Consider the following 17,572-nt stretch of genomic DNA (forward strand, 5'->3'; position numbering starts at 1 on the left):
TCACGTGTCGAAACGCCGCGCCACCTCTTCCAGCCAATGATCCCGGATCCCCAGCGCCTCGAGATGTTCGAGCGTGTTGAAGACATATTCCCGGTTCGAGCCCGACCGGCCGTTTGAACCCGAGACAAGCTTCGCGGCCTCGGCCGGATCGAGACCTCCGACATATTGCTGATGTGTGCGGTCGGCGACGTAGCAGATCGCCTCGACGGTTTCGCCCTTGTCGAGATGGACGGCCAGCCGGCGCTCCAGATAGACGTTCGTCACCAGTTCGCGCTCGCGCAAATAGGCGATGACCTCATCATGTAGATCGCCCGGCACGCGGAAGGCAAGGCCGACGCATGATCCGCCCCTGTCCAACCCCAGCACCAGCCCCGGATGCTCGGGCGTGCCGCGATGGATGAAGGAACGGATGCACAGCGAGCGCCGATAACCGTGAAGCCGGGCACGACGGGTCTCGACATGCGCGAACCCCGGCCGCCAGATCAACGAGCCATAGCCAAAAACCCAAAAATCGCCCATATCGCCAAGCCAAGTGAGTCGTAGAACGCCGCTTCCGCGCGAAGCTAGAGCAATTCGAGGAAAAGTGTGAAGCGGTTTGCGCCCCTAAGCCACTTCCAACCTGCTAGAGTCGATCAAATCGAGCAATTCAGCGCCACCCGGCTTCGTCGGATTATCGCGCACGACGCCCGATAAATGCGTCCCTTCGCAAGGGTAAAAATTGAGAGAAGCGAACCGACATGTCGTCAGACGAACGCCGCACCAGCTACAGCCGCCGCTTCATGTGGCTCGCAATCTTCATCGTCGTTCTGTTCGGCGGCTACAGCATCGGCTGGTTCTATCTCGCCGGCAAGCTTGAAGCGAAGGCTGAGGCTGCCATCGCAGCCTTGAACCGCGACGGTGTGGTCGCCGAATGCGCCAATCCCGTGGCGCATGGTTTCCCCTTCAGGCTTGGCGTCTTCTGCGATCGCGTCGTCTTCGAAGATGCGGATCGCGGCGTCAGCCTCTCTGCGGGCAATTTTCGCTCCGCCGGGCAGGTCTACGACCCGTCGCGCCTGATCGCCGAGCTCGACGGTCCGGCGCGCATCGATCTGCCGCAAGCCCAGGCTCTTGCCGTCGATTGGCAGAATTTGCGCGCCAGCGTGCGGCTGGCAAGACCGCTTCCCGAGCGCGTCTCTCTCGAAGGCGAAAAACTGCGGGCCACGACCCCGGACGGAACGCCGCTCGCTGAAGCCGAAACCTTTGAAGGACATATGCGCCCCAACGGCGGCAATCTCGACCTCGCCGGCCGTTTCGACGGACTGAAGCTCGATCCCGCGCTCGTGGAAGGGCGCAGCCTGCCGCCGTTTGCCGGCGAAACCGATCTGACCGTCAATGACGGTGTGGCGCTTCTCGGCCAGGAGATGGATACGCTGCGTGGCCGCTCCGGCACCATTCGCACGCTGGCGCTTTCCACCGGCGAAAAGACGGGCATCGCGCTGAGCGGGCCGTTCTCGGTCGATCAGGACGGGCTGCTCGATGCCGACCTCAAGATCACCGTGCGTGATCCCAATGGCCTGTCGGTGGTGCTCGCGGAAGCGATGCCGGAATGGCGCGACAAGATCAGGCAGGGCTCTGCCGGCCTGACCTTGCTCGGCAATGCGCCATCGCTGCCCCTCAAGATCGTCAAGGGCAAGATGTCGATGGGTTTCGTGCGGCTCGGCAACGTCCCGCCGCTTCGATAGAGCAAGCCCGGCTTTCCCGTCCGGATTTGCGAGAAAAGCTCTTACGAAACCTTTTCGGGATGGACGATCGCCTGACGGCCGAAGTCGGGCGCGTCGATCTCCTGCCCGGCATCGATGATCGAGCGGCGAACGGCGCGCGTGCGCGTGAACATGTCGAACAGTTTCTCGCCGTCGCCCCAGCGTATCGCGCGCTGCAGCGAAGCAAGGTCCTCCGAAAAGCGCGCCAGCATTTCGAGGATTGCGTCCTTGTTGTGCAGGCAGACATCGCGCCACATGGTCGGGTCGGAAGCCGCCAGTCGGGTGAAGTCGCGAAAGCCCGAGGCGGAATATTTGATGACCTCGGACTTGGTCACGGTTTCCAGATCGTCGGCGGTGCCGACGATGTTGTAGGCGATGATATGCGGCAGATGAGAGACGATGGCGAGCACCATGTCATGATGCTCAGGGTCCATCGTATCGATGTTGGAGCCGCAGCGCCGCCAGAATTCCGACAGCTTTTCCAATGCCTGAGGATCGGTACCGGGCAACGGGGTGAAGATGCACCAGCGGTTTTCGAACAGCTCGGCAAAGCCGGCGTCCGGGCCGGACTTTTCCGTGCCCGCCAGCGGGTGGCCAGGAATGAAATGCACATTGGAGGGGAGGACCGGCGCCATTTGCGCGATCACCGACCCTTTGGTGGAGCCGACATCGGTGACGATGGCGCCCGGCTTCAACGCCGGGGCGATTTCTTCGGCAACCGCGCCCGAGGACCCGACCGGCACCGACACGATGACGAGATCGGCGTCCCTCACCGCTTCCGCGGCGCTGGTGGTGTAAGAGTGGCCGAGCTTCAGCTCCTCGGCGCGTTTCAAGGTTTCGGAGCTGCGGGTGGCAATGGCGACGTGGCCGGCAAGGTCCTCGCGATGGATAACCCGCGCCAGCGACGACCCGATGAGGCCGATGCCGACGAGGGCGATCTTCTCAAACAATGGTGCGGACATTTTCTAGCTTTTCAAAAACTCGGTGAGAGCGGCGACGACGCCGCGATTGGCTTCTTCGGTTCCGACCGTCATCCGCAGCGCGTTGGGAAAACCGTAGCCTGCAACGCGCCGCAGAATATAGCCGCGCGCCGTCAAATAATCGTCGGCCGCCTCAGCCGAATGCCCGCCGCCCTCAGGGAAATGGACAAGCACGAAATTACCGACGCTGGGGGTAACCCGTAGTCCGAGCTTCGCAAGTTCTTCGTTAAGCCAGGCAAGCCACTTCTCATTGTGCTCCACCGTGCGTTGCACATGGGCGCGGTCGCGCATGGCGGCAACGCCGGCTGCGATCGCGGCCGCATTGACGTTGAAGGGACCGCGCACCCGGTTCAACGCGTCGACGATGTGGGTGGGCGCATAGGCCCAGCCAATGCGCGCGCCGCCTAGCCCGTGGATCTTGGAAAAGGTGCGCGTCATGACCACGTTTTGCGAATTCGAGACGAGCTCGATGCCGGCTTCATAGTCGTTGCGCCGCACATATTCGGCATAGGCAGCGTCGATGACCAGCAGCACGTGCCTGGGCAGGCCGGCGTGAAGACGACGCACCTCCTCGAACGGCAGGTAGGTGCCGGTCGGATTGTTCGGATTGGCAAGGAAGACGACCTTCGTCTTTGCCGTCACCGCTGCCAGTATTGCATCGACATTGGCGGTCTCATTGGTTTCCTTCGCCACCACCGGCACCCCGCCGGCGGCCTGGATGCAGATGCGATAGACCAGGAAACCGTGTTCGGTGAAAATGCCTTCGTCGCCCGGCTGTATATAGGTCGAGCCCAGAAGACTGATGATTTCGTCCGATCCGTTGGAGCAGACGATGTTGGCCGGGTTCAGCCCATAGGCCTCGGCGATCGCTTCGCGCAGCTTGGTGGCTGAACCGTCCGGATAGAACTCGAGCCGGCCAGCGACTTCGCGCACCGCCTCGATCGCCGCCGGAGAAGGTCCGAGCGGATTTTCATTGGACGACAGCTTGTGAACCGTCACGCCCGCCGGTGCCGCGCTCTTGCCTGGCACATAGGCGGCAATGTCCATGATGCCCGGCTTGGGCTGGGGGCGGCTGGTGTCTTCTGCTTGCGTCATTTGCGGGGATGTCCGGATATTTCCAAAGCCTCAAAGGGGCGCTCGGGAAATACAGGCCGGGGCGCGGAATGTCGAGGGAAAGCTTTGTCGTTGACGCCGCAAGGACACGGTCGTAAAAGGTGGCCATGTTCCGTGGTGATTTGGCCGGTCGGCTTGCAGCCACGTTAAAGAAGTCGCTAAAAAGGACCGATGAAGACGAGCTCGTTCGGACCGGTCGCGATTTCGCCGCCGGTCTTTTTGTTTGGAGCTTGTGTGATGCCGATCAAGATTCCCGATCAACTCCCCGCCCGCGAGGTGCTTGTGCGCGAGGGCGTGTCGGTGATGGACGAACAGACGGCGCTGCGCCAGGACATCCGTCCGCTGCAGATCGGGCTTCTGAACCTCATGCCGAACAAGATCCGCACCGAGACGCAGTTCGCGCGGCTGATCGGCGCCTCGCCCCTTCAGGTCGAACTGACGCTGGTGCGCATCGGCAACCATAAGGCCAAGAACACGCCCGAAGACCACCTTATCTCCTTCTACCAGACATGGGAGGAGGTCAGGCAGCGCAAGTTCGACGGCTTCATCGTCACCGGGGCGCCGGTGGAACTCCTGGACTTCGAGCATGTCACCTATTGGGACGAGCTCAAGCGCATCTTCGACTGGACGACCACCCACGTCCATTCCTCCTTCTTCATCTGCTGGGGGGCGATGGCCGCTGCCTGGCATTTCCATCAGGTTCCGAAATACACACTCGACAAGAAGGCCTTCGGCGTCTTCCGTCATCGCAACAATGCGCCCGCCTCCCCTTATCTTGCGGGCTTTTCGGACGATTTCGCCATTCCCGTTTCGCGCTGGACGGAAGTGCGCGGCACCGACATTCCGTCCGGCTCGGAGTTGAACCTGCTCATGGATTCGGAGGTGACCGGTCCCTGTCTGCTCGCCGAAGCGACCGGCAACCGGCTCTATATGTTCAATCACATCGAATATGATTCCACGTCGCTCAAGGAAGAATATGACCGCGACGTAGCCTGCGGCGTGTCAATCGATGTGCCGCACGAATATTACCCCGAGGACGATCCGGCCCGCCGGCCGCTCAATCGCTGGCGCTCGCATGCCCATCTGCTTTTCGGCAACTGGATCAACCAGGTCTATCAGACCACGTCTTACGACCTGGAGGATGTCGGCAAGAGCCGGGCGACCGTCGCATAGCCGGGAGACGGCTGGCCGCCCGCTGAAGTGGCGATCCGGTCCTATTTCGAGAGGCTGGCGGCGATCAGCCGGTCGGCATTGGCCGCAATCGAGCCCGCCGGACCGCCGGGGCCGAAAAGCTGGCCCGACACATAGGCGCCTTCGATCAGCAGCAACAAGCCGTCGCCCAGCGTGTCCGAGTCCGGCGCGCCCATGGCTTTCGCCATCTCGCGCAGGCGGCGGCGCAGTTCACGTTTGTTGGCCTCGCCCACCAGCCGCGCCGGATGACCCGTTTCGGGGTATTCGATGGCTGCGTTGGTCATGCCGCATCCGCGGTAGTCCGCCATGACCGCACGTGTGCCGACACCCGATAGAAACGCCAATATCTGGCGACGCGGGTCGCCCGGATGCGCTTCTACCGCCGCATCGAAACGCCGCCAGAATTCGACCTCGTAAAGGCGGAGATAAGACGCAGTCAGCTCGTCCTTGGACGAAAAGCTGCGATAGAGGCTGGGCTTGGTGACGCCGGCGCGGCGCACGATCTCATCGACGCCGATGGCGCGTATGCCTTGTCGATAGAACAGATTGCGCGCCACATCGAGTATCCGGTCGGCGGCGCGCGGCAGCGGCGCGGCTGCCGTCCTGTCGGCGCTATCCGACTGGGACTCGACCGTTTTGTCAGGATGATTGGCTGATCTTTGCGTCATTCCACGGTTGCCACTTGACTTTGTTACCGATCGGTACGTAGTTAGGTGAAGAATTTACGTACCGGTTAGTAACATGAACATAGTGCAGAAACGGCCTTTTGGCCAGCGCTACGCTTTCGTGGTGGTGGCAGTCATCTTCCTGGCGCTGCTGATTGCGGCCGGCCTGCGTTCTGCACCCGGCGTGCTGATGCTGCCGCTGGAGGAGGCCTTCGGCTGGCGACGTGATGTCATCTCGCTCGCCGCGGCTATCGGCATTTTCCTCTACGGTCTTGCAGGACCCTTCGCGGCGTCGCTGATGGACGGCGTCGGCCTGCGGCGCACGCTTCTGGGCGCGATCGCTCTGATGTCGGCCGCGACCGGGGCGAGCCTGTTCATGACCGAGCCATGGCAGTTGATCGCCACATGGGGCGTCTTTTCGGGTGTCGGCTCCGGCGCGGTCGCCTCGGTGCTCGGCGCCACAATCGTCAACCGGTGGTTCAAGACCAACCGCGGCCTGATGATGGGATTGATGTCGGCAAGCAGCGCCACCGGCATGCTGGTCTTCCTGCCGCTTCTTGCAGCACTCGCGCAATCAGGCGGCTGGCAGCCTGTGGTGATTGCGGTTTCGCTCGCCACGGCAGCCTTGCTGCCGCTGATCTATTTCCTTGTACCGGAGCGCCCGGCCTCGATCGGCCAGACGCGCTATGGCGCCGACAAGGACGAGGTAGCGGAGGCTCCGGCGCAGGGAAACTTCTTCATGACCACGCTGGCCACGCTGCGCCGTGCGGCCGGCACGCGGGTGTTCTGGTATCTTTTCGCAACCTTCTTCGTCTGCGGCTTCACCACCAACGGGCTGGTCGGCACCCACCTCATCGCCTATTGCGGCGACATGGGCATTCCCGAGGTAAGTGCGGCGGGGTTGCTGGCGCTGATGGGCGTGTTCGATCTGATCGGCACCACCTTTTCCGGCTGGCTGACCGACCGCTTCGATCCACGCAAGCTGCTCGGCGTCTACTACGGGGTTCGCGGCCTGTCGCTGATCTATCTGCCCTTTTCCGGCTTTTCCGGCACCAGCTTGACCATATTCGCCATTCTCTACGGGCTTGACTGGATCGCCACCGTGCCGCCGACGCTCAGGCTCTCCAACGAGGCGTTCGGTGACCGCAGCGGGCCGCTGGTGTTCGGCTGGATCGTCGCCGGCCATCAGGTTGGGGCGGCCACTGCCGCCTTCTTCGGCGGCGCTTTGCGCGAGATGCAGGGCGACTACGTTCTGGCCTTCCAGATCGCCGGGATGACTGCCATCGCTGCCGCTGCCCTTTCGCTGATGATCGATCCGACCGAAACCAGGGAGAGCGCCGCCCAGCCGGCGTGAAGGCACGTTACGGGCCTGCCATTCAGCGCAGCGCCCGTCCAGCCCCTTGCGGCGTCAGCACCGGCACGAAGACGCGGCGCGAAGCCCGCGCCGCCACAGGCACTCCCTGGTAAAGTCGCTTTTGCGCCGCGACCACGACGACGCCGGAAAAAATCGGCCAGAAACGACGACCGCTGCTTTCCAGCAGCCGGTGGAAGCGCAGCATGAAATGGCGCTGCGATGGCGGGAACAGCAGCGCTTCCGACCACGCGGCCGGAGTGAAATTGGCATCGCGCAGCAATTCATTGAGCTGGCTGCGGGAAAACGGCCGGCCGGTGCCGAATGGCGTATGCTCGAAACGCGCCCAGACGCCCCTGCGGTTCGGCACGACGATGACCACGTGGCCGGCCGGCGACAGCACCCGCCAGATTTCCTTCAGTGTCTCACGCGGATTTTCGGCATGTTCGAGCGAATGGACGAGAAGCATGCGGTCGATCGACGAATCGGCCAGCGGCAGTTCCTCGTCGAACACCAGCACCGTCGACGACGGCCGTGACGGCGGCCAGTTCACCGCCCCTTGGGTTGCGGGCATGAAGGCGAAGACCCGCTCCGCATCGGCGCCGAAACGGTCGAGCCAGGGCAGCGTGTAGCCGAGCCCGACCAGACGCTCGTTCGGGATATTGGCCCAGACCGAAGCGAGGGCCATGCCGATCGACTGCGCGGCGATGCCCCCTAGGGTGGTGCTGTAGAATGAGCGCAGATCGACGATATCGCAATTCATGGACCGGACGGTAGCGGCGTTGCCGAAGAAGTTCAACGAAGGTCGCGCCCGCAGGTGACAGAGGCAAGCGCCCACCCTATCCTCCGAAACACTGCTTCACGCACTCATTCATGGAGGCCGGCATGACCCTGCGGATCGAACAATTCATGTGCCGGAGCGACAATTTCGGCGTTCTCGTGCATGACGGCGAAACCGGCCAGACCGCACTGATCGATGCACCTGAGGAGGCCGCGATCCTCACGGCCATTCGCCGCACCGGCTGGACGCCGTCGGTGATACTGACCACGCACCACCATCTGGACCATGTCGAGGCCAATCTGGCGCTGAAACAGCGATTCGGCCTGCGCATCATCGGCCCGGAGGCGGAAGCAAAAAAAATCCCGGGCATCGACGAAACGGTCGAGGACGGATCGGTCTTCACCTTCGGCTCGCAGCAGGTGCATGTCATCGAAACGCCCGGCCATACGGCCGGTCACGTCTGCTATCATTTTCCTGCGGCCAAGGTGGCGTTCACCGCCGATACGCTGTTTGCGCTGGGCTGCGGCCGACTGTTCGAGCGACCACCGGCTGCCATGCTGGCATCGCTGAAGAAACTCGCCGCGCTTCCTTCCGAAACCACCATCTATTGCGGACATGAGTATACGCAGGCGAATGCCCGCTTCGCGCTGTCGGTCGACCCGACCAATTCGGCGCTGAAGGAACGCGCTGCCGAAATCGACCGCCTGCGCGCCGAAGGCAAGCCGACGCTGCCGACGACCATCGCGCGGGAACTCGCGACCAATCCGTTCCTGCGCTGGCACGACAAGGCGATCAGGCGCAATCTCGGCATGGAGAACGCGTCCGACGAGGAGGTGTTCGCCGAACTTCGCCAGCGCAAGGACGTGTTCTAGGCTTCTCTGCGCGGTCAGGCTCGTGCTTCAGCCTTCTTCGAAGCAGCCTTGCCGAACAGCAGCGATTTCGCCGCAAGCACGGCACCTCCGGTAATGAGCAGGCAAGCGGCGATGATGCTGAGGCTCGGCTCGGCGAAACCCGCGACGATCAGCACCAGGGTCGAGAGCAGCGGCGCGGCATAGCTTGCCGCGCCCAGCACCTGGATATTGCCGCGCTTCACGCCATGATCCCAGGCGTAGAAGGCTGCCCCCACCGGCATCAGCCCGAGGCCGAGGATTGCCAGCCATTGCCCAGCGGTTTCCGGCAGCACCGTCTGCTCGAGCGCCAGGTGACAGGCGAGCGAAAGCAGCGAAGTGGCCGCACAGAACCAGGTGACGATACTGGTCGGCACGGCCGGAAAGCGACGCGACAATAGCGAATAGCCCGACCACAGGAAAGCGCAAACACCAGCCATGGCGTAACCGAAAAGGTAGCGGCTTTCGAAGGCAAGACCGCCGCCCTTGGTGACGATAAGGAAAGTGCCGGCAAGCCCGAGCAGCGCGCCGGCGACGTGGTTCCAGCGCAATTGCTCACCAGGCATCATCGCCGAGCCGAGCACGATCAGCAGCGGCCAGAGATAGGCGATCAGGCTGGCCTCCACCGCCGGTGCATTACGCAGTGCCGTGAAGTAGAAGAAATGATAGCCGAAAAGGCCGGCGATGCCGATCACCCAGACCTGCGGCGGAATTTTCACGGGCGCGGCCGGCGCCGTCATGAACAGGCGGGCGACGAGGCCGACCCCGGTGCCGATGGCGAAGGTGATTGCCGAAAGCAGGAACGGCGGCACCCTGCCGGAAGCGTCGGTCAGAAGCGCCAGCAGCGCCCACATGGCGACCGCCGAAAAGCCGATGAGTGTTGCCCGCCCCATATCTCCTCCTGAAACGGACAAGGAGGGCAATGCCGCCTAGTTCGCCGCTTCGAACTTCCGTGCCCGGATGGTGATCGTGCCGATCTGCGTGCCCACCGTGGCGTAGACCGGGGCATATACGCCGGTTGTGCCCACCGGCGCAAATGCGATGGCGATCTTGCTGCGGTTTTGAAGATAGGTGATCGACTTGTGGCCCTTGCGATAGCCGGCCACCGGCACGAACCGCGCACTGCAGAAGATCGCGTCGCCCTTGTAGCCCGGAAACGAAACCGGCTCGATCGAGGAGTAAGCGAGCACGAGGTCGGCGCGCATCTCGCCGTCATACATCTTGACCGTGCGGTCGCAGACATGTTCCGGGCCTTTGGCGCGCACCAGGGCGGCCGAAATGGGATCGACGACGGTCCTCAGATCCTGCCTGCTCAGCGAAACCCAATCTTCGCCGCGCTTTTTCAATGGCGGCACATTCACGGTGCTAGCCACGTTGCCGCCAGAAAAGCCGATCTCGGTCTTCTTGGCCTTGCGCCCCGATATATAGGTGGTGGCGAAATGGTCCGGACGTGGCGTCGATCCGGCGAAGCGGCCGGAAGCGGAAACCGTGCCCCTGGTGTCGTCGAAAATCTGGGCTATTCCGGCGCTGGCGAGCGACCCCTTGATGGAAAAAGTCCGGCCGCTGAAGGTACTTTCGAAGCGCGAACGCGCCACGGTGAGGCCCAGAAAGGAGACGGAGTACTCGCTGTGGAACAGTTGCGGGGCACTGTGGACGGCGCTCGCCGGCAGGCAGGCGACGAGCAGGAGAGGCAGGAAACACGCAAGTCTGTTCTTCGGCAAGACATCGACCTTGTGACGTACCCGGGCATAGGCCCCGACTTCACCCCCTTGCCGCCGCTTAGAGAAGCCGAATCGGGCCTTTCTATGGACGATCGGCATCCACCAAAGCCATGCCCGTGCTTGACGCACCGCCCAAATGCCATTATGGAACGCCAACTTTTCATGCGGCCGCTTGATCAAGACTGCGCGCCACCTGTTTCGGTGCGTCACAATTGCATGGCCCGTTCTAGAACCGAAGGTACGAAAAATGTCCCGCGCATGTGAACTGACCGGCAAGGCCGTTATGTCCGGCAACAATGTGAGCCACGCCAACAACAAGACGCGGCGTCGCTTCCTGCCGAATCTCGTCAATGTGACGCTGATTTCGGAAGCGCTCAACCAGAATGTGCGCCTGCGCATTTCCGCCGCAGCGCTGCGTTCGGTCGAGCATCGCGGCGGTCTGGATGCCTTCCTCGCCAAGGCTGATGTCAACGAGCTTTCGCAGCGTGCACGCCTGCTGAAGAAGCAGATCGCCAAGAAGGCGGATGAAGCAGCCGCCTGAGCGGTCTTGCGGCTCGCGGAAGCCTTCCCTTTCCGGAGCATGACGCCGCGCCGTCAGGCTCCACTGGTTCCATAACCCAGGCTAAAAAAATGACAATTCCTTCCCGCTATGTGCCTTTCGTGGCTGCCATGGCGCTCGCCGTCGTGGCAGCGAATATCCTTGTGCAGTTTCCGGTGCAGGGCAATGTCGGGCCATTGGCACTCGCCGATATCCTGACCTGGGGCGCATTCACCTACCCGTTCTCCTTCCTGGTAACCGACCTGGCCAATCGCCGCTATGGGCCGAAGATTGCACGCCGCGTAGTCTTCGTCGGCTTCATGACGGCCGTGACCTGCTCGATCGCCGTGCCGCCACTGCTGTTCCACTTCGGACTTGTTGAATACCAGATGGCAGCCGACCGGCTGGCGCGCATCGCAATGGCTTCGGGTGCTGCATTCCTCGCCGCGCAACTGCTCGACGTGACGGTATTCAACAGGCTGCGGCGCCAGTCCTGGTGGCGGGCGCCGATTTTCGGCACGCTGGCCGGATCGATCGTCGATACCGCTATTTTCTTTTCCGTGGCCTTTGCCGCAGCCTTCGCCTTTGCCGGCCCGAACGACGCGTTTGCGCTGGAAGCCGCACCGTTGATGGGCATTTTTTCGGTCGAAACGGCTCGCTGGATATCGTGGGCGCTGGGCGATCTGGCGGTCAAGCTGCTTATCGCGGTATTTGCGCTCATCCCCTATCGGCTGCTTGCGGCCAGGTGGTCTCAGCCGATCGTCGCGGTCTAAATCAGCGATCGATCTTCGTCGACAAAATGATGGACGACAGCGTGCGCTCTACGCCGTCGAGCGCACCGATACGGTCGATCACCGCGTCGAGATCGCGCACCGATGGCGCCTCCACCACGATGATCATATCGAAGCTGCCACTGACTGAGTGCAGCGTGCGCACTTGCGGGATGCCCCTAAGCACGGCTTCCACCGATGGCGACAGCTTGGGCAGTGCCGTCACCAGTATATGCGCCCGCACCAGGTTCTTCTCGTGGTCAGGCGTAAGCCTGACGCTGTAGCCGGCTATCACGCCGTTTCGTTCCAGCCGCTCGATGCGGCTTTGCACGGTCGTGCGCGACACCCCGAGCCGTCTCGCCAGATCGGCGATGGGGGCGCGAGCATTCTCGCGCAGCAGGGCGATCAGCGCGTGGTCGGCTTCTGTCGTCACTTTGCATTCCTTTTTCGTCTTTTCGCTATATTGCTATCGCCGATCTGCGCAAAACGATACTGTTTTTCGACGTCACTCACGGCTACGATTCTCCCGCAACATCTGAGGGGCAGGATCATGAAAGACATCGTCATCGTCGGGGCGGGCAAGATCGGCGCAACGATTGCTTCTATGTTGATGGAAACCGGCGACTACGCCATTACCGTCGTAGACCGCTCGCAGGCGCAGCTTGCCGCGCTTGACCTCGGCACGGAAATCACCACGCGGCAGATCGATATCGGCGTGGATGGCGCGCTCGATCCGGTGCTTGCCGGCAAGTTTGCGGTGCTGAGTGCTGCTCCTTTTCACCTGACCACGAACATCGCCGAGGCGGCCGCCAGGGCCGGCGTTCACTATCTCGATCTCACCGAAGACGTGGCGAGCACAAGACGCGTAAAAGAGTTGGCGGTGGGCGCAAGAAATGCCTTCATTCCGCAATGCGGGCTGGCGCCGGGTTTCGTTTCCATCGTTGCCAACGATCTGGCCAAGCGCTTCGACACGCTGGAAAGCGTGCGCATGCGGGTCGGCGCTTTGCCGCAATATCCGGCCAATGCGCTGAACTACAATCTGACCTGGAGCACCGACGGCGTCATCAACGAATATTGCGAGCCTTGCGAGGCTATCGTCGATGGCGAATTGGTTTCAGTGCCGCCGCTGGAGGAGCGCGAGGAGTTTTCGCTCGACGGCGTGACCTATGAGGCATTCAACACTTCGGGCGGCCTCGGAACGCTCTGCGACACCTACAAGGGAAGGGTGCGCACGCTCAATTACCGGACCATCCGTTATCCCGGTCATGCTGCCATCATGAAGGCGCTGCTCAACGATCTTGGCCTGCGCGACCGCCGCGAGGTGCTGAAGGACATACTGGAAAATGCGCTTCCTGCGACCATGCAGGATGTGGTGGTGATCTTCGTGACCGTCAGCGGCCGCAAGAACGGCCGACTGATGCAGGAAAGCTACGCCAACAAGATCTACAGCGGCCGCATCGGCGGGACGATGCTGAGCGCGATCCAGATCACCACCGCCTCCGGCATTTGCGCCGTGCTCGACATGCTGGCCGGTGGCAAACTGCCGTCGAGGGGTTTTGTCCGGCAGGAAGACATCACTTTGGAGGCCTTCCTGGCCAACCGCTTCGGTCGCAACTATCTGCCGGCAAGCACCTCGCATCTGGCGGCGTGAGGCGTCGAGCGCCCCTCTCTCCGTCCGTCAATCCTCGTGCAGCACGAACTCCAGATAGAGGTTGCGCTGCAAGATCGAGTGATTGTCATCCGACATCAGCGACACCATGACTGCGCCGTCGGCGCGTCGCCACACGTCCATCGCCTCCATATTGTCGATCTGGTAATTCATGTCCGCTTGAAGCAATACCGGGCCATCGGCGAGCTTGCCTTTGCCGATGGTCGCGCTTTCCAGGCGCCTCAGCCGCATCCGCACCCCTCGGGCCATGGAGAAGCTTCTCTCCAGCAGCAGCAGGTCACCGTTCGGCAGGAACGCGCCGTCGGTAATATCGAAATCGCCGCTGCGCTTGACGCTGAACACGCCTTTGGCAGGTTCTGACAACACGGCGGCAAAGATATTGCCCTGACTGTCGAGGCTCTTTTCCGAAACCACCGTCAGCGCGCCTTCGAGCACCCCGCCGGCCGGCGCATAAGCAACCGTCTCAAAACCGCGGTTCACTCGCAGCTCATGGGCCGGAACCAGGAAGTCGAGTTCCCCGAATGTCCCCTGCATGTTGCTCGGATCGATCCGGTATTGCGCGACGCGGTGATTGCGCTCGAAGCCCACGGTTGCGATGCCATCCTTGACCGCGAGGCCCTCTGCATCGACTTCCCATTTCCTTTCGAACGGCTGTCCGGTCACATCGACCATCGGCACCATGCGGAACCCGGAAATACCTGTCGGGCGTTGATCGGCATCGCGCGTGACCTGTCCGAAAAACCAGAAGCCGGTGTCGGCCACGCCGATGAAATCGGCTCCCGGCGACAGGAAACGCATCGACGAAAGGGCGCCGAAATCGCGCGCCGACGACGTCATCTCCAGCCCGCCGACAAATTCCAGCGGACCGAATTGCCTGTCGTTACGCCCGATCCTGAACTGCGTGATCGGACGGGAGGAGACTTCGATCTGCTCGACCAGCGATGGTTCGGCATGGACCGGTGCGACGAGCAGCGATAACACCAGCACCGCATATGCGCATATGCGCCGGCTTAGCCCCTCACCAGGCCTCCGCTTCGCTCGGCCACCCTCTCGCCGTCGGGGAGAGGAAGCTTTCGACGTCACCGACCACCTTGCTAAGTGCCGCTGGAGGAAACGAAGAAAAGGCGACAACCTCCTCTCCCCAACGGCGAGAGGGTGGCCGCGAAGCGGCCGGGCGAGGGGGGAAAATCTTACTGCCACAAGACGTTGCTTAGCCAGCCCGGCGGAAACCGCCGCGGCCACCGCGAGAGATTTCTTCCTCGAACAGCGCGGCAAGCTGCTCGGTCATGGCACCGGCCAATTCCTCCGCATCGACGATGGTGACGGCACGGCGATAATAGCGGGTGACGTCATGGCCGATACCGATGGCCAGAAGCTCGACCGGCGAACGCATCTCGATAAGGTCGATGACGGCGCGCAGATGCCGCTCGAGATAATTGCCAGGGTTGACCGAAAGCGTCGAATCGTCGACCGGCGCGCCGTCCGAGATCATCATCAGGATCTTGCGCTGTTCGGGCCGTGCAATCAGGCGGTTGTGCGCCCAAAGCAGCGCCTCGCCGTCGATGTTTTCCTTGAGCAACCCTTCACGCATCATCAGGCCGAGATTGCGCCGCGCGCGACGCCAGGGCGTGTCGGCGCTCTTGTAGATGATGTGGCGCAGGTCGTTGAGGCGGCCAGGCCCGGCCGGCTTGCCTTCCTTCAGCCACTTCTCGCGTGCCTGCCCGCCCTTCCAGGCGCGCGTGGTGAAGCCGAGAATTTCCACCGAAACGCCGCAACGCTCCAGCGTGCGCGCCAGAATATCGGCGCAGGTCGCCGCAACGGTGATCGGCCGACCACGCATCGAGCCGGAATTGTCGAGCACCAGCGTGACGACGGTATCGCGGAACTTGGTGTCACGCTCCTGTTTGAAGGACAGCGGCTGCATCGGGTCGATGACGACGCGCACCAGGCGAGCCGGATCAAGATAGCCTTCTTCCAGATCGAAATCCCAGGAGCGGTTCTGTTGCGCCATTAAGCGGCGCTGCAGCCGGTTGGCGAGACGGCCAACCACGCCCTGCAAATTGGCCAGTTGCTTGTCGAGGAAGGCGCGCAGGCGATCGAGTTCTTCTTCCTCGCACAGATCATCAGCGCCGACGGTTTCGTCGAACGCCGTGGTGAAGACCTTGTAATCGATCTCGCGCGGCAGGTTGGCGAACGGATCGTTCTTGCGCTTGGCCTCGCCGGGCGTTTCGGCGTCGGCATCGTCCTCGTCAGACAATTCGTCGGAGGTCGCGTCGGCAGCGTCGGTCTCCCCCTCCTGGTCTTCCTGCTCGGAAGACTCAGCCTCCTCCGGCTGCGAATCCTCGGACCCGGAATCGTCCTCGCCTCCCTCCTCGCTGTTTTCCTCGCCCTGCGGCTGTTCCTCGTCGTTGTCCTCATTTTCGTCGGACAGTTCGTCGTCGCCGATCTCCTCGGCCATGTCGAGCGAAGCCAGCATGTCGCGCACCAGCCGGGCAAAAGCCTGCTGGTCATCGAGTTTCGTGGCGAGCCCGTCGAGATCGGCACCGGCCTTGTCCTCGACCCAGCCGCGCCATAGCGAAACCAGCTTCTCGCCGCTCTTGGGCGCCGGTCGGCCAGTCAGCTTCTCGCGCACCATCAGTGCCAGCGCTTCCTCGAGGGGCGCATCCGCCTGGTCACGCACGTCGGCAAGATTGGCCTTGGCGTATCTGTCCTCGAGCATGAAGCCGATATTGTCGGCAACGCCCGTCATCGCCCGGCTGCCGATCGCCTCGACGCGCGCCTGCTCGACCGCGTCGTAGACAGCGCGGGCCTGCTTGCCCTCGGGTGCCAGCCGGGTATGGATGCGCGCATCATGGCAGGCACGCCTGAGCGCCAGCGAGTCGCCGATGCCGCGTGTTACGGCGACATCGGTTTTCGAGCCCTTCTTGGGAAGTTCGGGAAGCCGTGCCCGGTTGCCGGCAAGCGCCGGCTTGTCCTTGGCAAAGGCGACATCGAGCTCACCATCGCCGGAGATGGCGCGCATGCACACTGTGATCGCGCGCTTGAAGACGTCAGCTTCCGCGCCCGCCTTGGGCTTGCCGCGTGTATTGTCGCCCGGTCCCGCCACGCGAAATTACCCCAGAACGGCGTTGGCCGCCGATTCCGGCAGTTCCTCGCCAAAGGCGCGCTGATAGAATTCGGCAACGATCGAGCGCTCGAGTTCGTCGCACTTGTTGAGGAAGGTCAGGCGGAAGGCCAGCCCGATATTGCCGAAGATCTCGGCATTCTCCGACCAGGTAATGACCGTGCGCGGGCTCATCACCGTGGACAAATCGCCATTGATGAAGGCCGAACGCGTCATATCGGCGACGCGCACCATCTTGTTGACGATCTCGCGGCCCTTCTCGTTGCGATAGTGCTTCGACTTGGCGAGAACGATGCCGACCTCATTTTCGTGCGGCAGGTAGTTCAAGGTGGTGACGATCGACCAGCGGTCCATCTGCGCCTGATTGATCTGCTGCGTGCCGTGGTAAAGGCCCGTCGTGTCGCCGAGGCCGACCGTGTTGGCCGTGGCGAACAGGCGGAAAGCCGGATGCGGACGGATGACGCGGCTCTGGTCGAGCAGCGTCAGCCGGCCCGAGGATTCCAGCACGCGCTGGATGACGAACATCACGTCCGGGCGGCCGGCGTCGTACTCGTCGAAGCACAGCGCCACATTGTGCTGATAGGCCCATGGCAGGATGCCGTCGCGGAACTCGGTGACCTGCATGCCTTCCTTGACGACGATCGCGTCCTTGCCGACCAGATCGATGCGGCTGACATGGCTGTCGAGATTGACGCGTACGCAGGGCCAGTTGAGGCGAGCCGCAACCTGCTCGATATGGGTCGACTTGCCGGTGCCGTGATAGCCCGACACCATGACGCGGCGATTGTAGGCAAACCCCGCCAGGATCGCGACAGTCGTGTGCGGATTGAACAGATAGTCCGGATCGACATCCGGCACATGCTCGGTTGTCGCGGAATAGGCCGGGACCACCATGGTGGACTCGAAGCCGAATTTCTCTTTCACCGACACGGTCGTGTCCGGCAGGTTTGCGATGTCGCGATCGACCTTGTTCATGATGTCTCCACGGGCGAAGGAGCGGCTTCGCCGGCAATCGAATTTCGTCGGGGCGGTCTTAGAGCCTT

18 protein-coding genes and 1 riboswitch are annotated in these 17,572 nt (G+C 62.6%); of the genes, 7 read left to right on the forward strand and 11 right to left on the reverse strand.

What is annotated here, in order from left to right; all coding sequences use genetic code 11:
* A complete protein-coding gene (locus tag ACLKMW_RS15820; protein ID WP_415725439.1) occupies positions 1-519 on the reverse strand; it encodes a gamma-glutamylcyclotransferase in 519 nt (172 codons plus the stop codon).
* Positions 520-737: 218 nt separating this feature from the next.
* Here ACLKMW_RS15820 and ACLKMW_RS15825 point away from each other — a divergent pair, with 218 nt between their 5' ends.
* Entirely contained in the window at positions 738-1,721 is a 984-nt protein-coding gene (locus ACLKMW_RS15825; RefSeq protein WP_415725440.1) for a DUF2125 domain-containing protein, read from the forward strand.
* Between the two features lie 41 nt (positions 1,722-1,762).
* Here the strand turns inward: ACLKMW_RS15825 and ACLKMW_RS15830 are convergent, their stop codons facing one another.
* Together ACLKMW_RS15830 and hisC are read right to left on the reverse strand one after the other, a co-directional pair.
* Positions 1,763-2,701 carry a prephenate/arogenate dehydrogenase family protein gene (locus ACLKMW_RS15830; RefSeq protein ID WP_415725441.1) on the reverse strand — a complete coding sequence of 313 codons (939 nt, stop codon included), beginning with the start codon at positions 2,699-2,701 and terminating at the stop codon, positions 1,763-1,765.
* A gap of 3 nt (positions 2,702-2,704) precedes the next feature.
* A complete protein-coding gene (gene hisC / locus ACLKMW_RS15835; protein WP_415725442.1) occupies positions 2,705-3,814 on the reverse strand; it encodes a histidinol-phosphate transaminase in 1,110 nt (369 codons plus the stop codon).
* A gap of 122 nt (positions 3,815-3,936) precedes the next feature.
* Positions 3,937-4,015: riboswitch (SAM riboswitch) on the forward strand.
* 54 nt (positions 4,016-4,069) lie between these two features.
* Between hisC and metA the strand changes: the two genes are divergently transcribed.
* Positions 4,070-5,005, forward strand: coding sequence for a homoserine O-acetyltransferase MetA (gene metA, locus ACLKMW_RS15840; RefSeq protein ID WP_415725443.1), 936 nt, complete (start codon positions 4,070-4,072; stop codon positions 5,003-5,005).
* 41 nt (positions 5,006-5,046) lie between these two features.
* Here metA and ACLKMW_RS15845 read toward each other — a convergent pair whose 3' ends face one another.
* Entirely contained in the window at positions 5,047-5,691 is a 645-nt protein-coding gene (locus ACLKMW_RS15845; protein ID WP_415725444.1) for a TetR/AcrR family transcriptional regulator, read from the reverse strand.
* Positions 5,692-5,764: 73 nt separating this feature from the next.
* Here ACLKMW_RS15845 and ACLKMW_RS15850 point away from each other — a divergent pair, with 73 nt between their 5' ends.
* Positions 5,765-7,042 (forward strand): MFS transporter, encoded by a 1,278-nt coding sequence (locus tag ACLKMW_RS15850; protein ID WP_415725445.1) that lies wholly within the window; start codon positions 5,765-5,767, stop codon positions 7,040-7,042.
* 22 nt (positions 7,043-7,064) lie between these two features.
* On the opposite strand, the gene ACLKMW_RS15855 is transcribed toward ACLKMW_RS15850, so the two are convergent.
* Complete coding sequence (locus tag ACLKMW_RS15855) at positions 7,065-7,802, reverse strand: methyltransferase domain-containing protein (RefSeq protein WP_415725501.1); 738 nt, start codon at positions 7,800-7,802, stop codon at positions 7,065-7,067.
* A gap of 122 nt (positions 7,803-7,924) precedes the next feature.
* On the opposite strand from ACLKMW_RS15855, the gene gloB reads away from it, so the two are divergent.
* A complete protein-coding gene (gloB, locus tag ACLKMW_RS15860; protein WP_415725446.1) occupies positions 7,925-8,692 on the forward strand; it encodes a hydroxyacylglutathione hydrolase in 768 nt (255 codons plus the stop codon).
* Positions 8,693-8,706: 14 nt separating this feature from the next.
* On the opposite strand, the gene yddG is transcribed toward gloB, so the two are convergent.
* Positions 8,707-9,600, reverse strand: a complete 894-nt coding sequence (yddG, locus tag ACLKMW_RS15865; protein WP_415725447.1) for an aromatic amino acid exporter YddG — start codon at positions 9,598-9,600, stop codon at positions 8,707-8,709.
* A 36-nt stretch (positions 9,601-9,636) separates the two neighbouring features.
* The gene (locus ACLKMW_RS15870; protein ID WP_415725448.1) at positions 9,637-10,428 is read right to left on the reverse strand and encodes a DUF3108 domain-containing protein; all 792 of its coding nucleotides are present in this window, start codon (positions 10,426-10,428) and stop codon (positions 9,637-9,639) included.
* Between the two features lie 247 nt (positions 10,429-10,675).
* On the opposite strand from ACLKMW_RS15870, the gene rpmB reads away from it, so the two are divergent.
* Together rpmB and ACLKMW_RS15880 are read left to right on the forward strand one after the other, a co-directional pair.
* The gene (gene rpmB, locus ACLKMW_RS15875) at positions 10,676-10,969 is read left to right on the forward strand and encodes a 50S ribosomal protein L28 (RefSeq protein ID WP_415725449.1); all 294 of its coding nucleotides are present in this window, start codon (positions 10,676-10,678) and stop codon (positions 10,967-10,969) included.
* An 89-nt stretch (positions 10,970-11,058) separates the two neighbouring features.
* Positions 11,059-11,739, forward strand: a complete 681-nt coding sequence (locus tag ACLKMW_RS15880) for a queuosine precursor transporter (protein WP_415725450.1) — start codon at positions 11,059-11,061, stop codon at positions 11,737-11,739.
* 1 nt (position 11,740) lies between these two features.
* On the opposite strand, the gene ACLKMW_RS15885 is transcribed toward ACLKMW_RS15880, so the two are convergent.
* Positions 11,741-12,169: an Lrp/AsnC family transcriptional regulator gene (locus ACLKMW_RS15885; RefSeq protein ID WP_415725451.1), complete on the reverse strand. Its 429-nt coding sequence runs from the start codon at positions 12,167-12,169 to the stop codon at positions 11,741-11,743.
* Positions 12,170-12,286: 117 nt separating this feature from the next.
* Between ACLKMW_RS15885 and ACLKMW_RS15890 the strand changes: the two genes are divergently transcribed.
* The gene (locus tag ACLKMW_RS15890) at positions 12,287-13,387 is read left to right on the forward strand and encodes a saccharopine dehydrogenase family protein (RefSeq protein WP_415725452.1); all 1,101 of its coding nucleotides are present in this window, start codon (positions 12,287-12,289) and stop codon (positions 13,385-13,387) included.
* A gap of 27 nt (positions 13,388-13,414) precedes the next feature.
* On the opposite strand, the gene ACLKMW_RS15895 is transcribed toward ACLKMW_RS15890, so the two are convergent.
* From ACLKMW_RS15895 to cobS, 3 genes are all read right to left on the reverse strand, one after another.
* Positions 13,415-14,392: an esterase-like activity of phytase family protein gene (locus ACLKMW_RS15895; protein WP_415725453.1), complete on the reverse strand. Its 978-nt coding sequence runs from the start codon at positions 14,390-14,392 to the stop codon at positions 13,415-13,417.
* Between the two features lie 223 nt (positions 14,393-14,615).
* Positions 14,616-16,511, reverse strand: a complete 1,896-nt coding sequence (gene cobT / locus ACLKMW_RS15900; protein WP_415725454.1) for a cobaltochelatase subunit CobT — start codon at positions 16,509-16,511, stop codon at positions 14,616-14,618.
* 6 nt (positions 16,512-16,517) lie between these two features.
* Positions 16,518-17,504, reverse strand: coding sequence for a cobaltochelatase subunit CobS (gene cobS / locus ACLKMW_RS15905; protein ID WP_415725455.1), 987 nt, complete (start codon positions 17,502-17,504; stop codon positions 16,518-16,520).
* Between the last annotated feature and the right edge of the window lie 68 nt (positions 17,505-17,572).

This window comes from Borborobacter xinjiangensis, from assembly GCF_047739745.1.
GTDB lineage: Bacteria > Pseudomonadota > Alphaproteobacteria > Rhizobiales > Rhizobiaceae > Pseudaminobacter.

Coding starts and splice junctions, on each gene's coding strand:
- ACLKMW_RS15820 (WP_415725439.1), bottom strand. CDS start 519: ATGGGCGATTTTTGGGTTTTTGGCTATGGCTCGTTGATCTGGCGGCCG.
- ACLKMW_RS15825 (WP_415725440.1), top strand. CDS start 738: ATGTCGTCAGACGAACGCCGCACCAGCTACAGCCGCCGCTTCATGTGG.
- ACLKMW_RS15830 (WP_415725441.1), bottom strand. CDS start 2,701: ATGTCCGCACCATTGTTTGAGAAGATCGCCCTCGTCGGCATCGGCCTC.
- hisC (WP_415725442.1), bottom strand. CDS start 3,814: ATGACGCAAGCAGAAGACACCAGCCGCCCCCAGCCCAAGCCGGGCATC.
- metA (WP_415725443.1), top strand. CDS start 4,070: ATGCCGATCAAGATTCCCGATCAACTCCCCGCCCGCGAGGTGCTTGTG.
- ACLKMW_RS15845 (WP_415725444.1), bottom strand. CDS start 5,691: ATGACGCAAAGATCAGCCAATCATCCTGACAAAACGGTCGAGTCCCAG.
- ACLKMW_RS15850 (WP_415725445.1), top strand. CDS start 5,765: ATGAACATAGTGCAGAAACGGCCTTTTGGCCAGCGCTACGCTTTCGTG.
- ACLKMW_RS15855 (WP_415725501.1), bottom strand. CDS start 7,802: ATGAATTGCGATATCGTCGATCTGCGCTCATTCTACAGCACCACCCTA.
- gloB (WP_415725446.1), top strand. CDS start 7,925: ATGACCCTGCGGATCGAACAATTCATGTGCCGGAGCGACAATTTCGGC.
- yddG (WP_415725447.1), bottom strand. CDS start 9,600: ATGGGGCGGGCAACACTCATCGGCTTTTCGGCGGTCGCCATGTGGGCG.
- rpmB (WP_415725449.1), top strand. CDS start 10,676: ATGTCCCGCGCATGTGAACTGACCGGCAAGGCCGTTATGTCCGGCAAC.
- ACLKMW_RS15880 (WP_415725450.1), top strand. CDS start 11,059: ATGACAATTCCTTCCCGCTATGTGCCTTTCGTGGCTGCCATGGCGCTC.
- ACLKMW_RS15890 (WP_415725452.1), top strand. CDS start 12,287: ATGAAAGACATCGTCATCGTCGGGGCGGGCAAGATCGGCGCAACGATT.
- cobS (WP_415725455.1), bottom strand. CDS start 17,504: ATGAACAAGGTCGATCGCGACATCGCAAACCTGCCGGACACGACCGTG.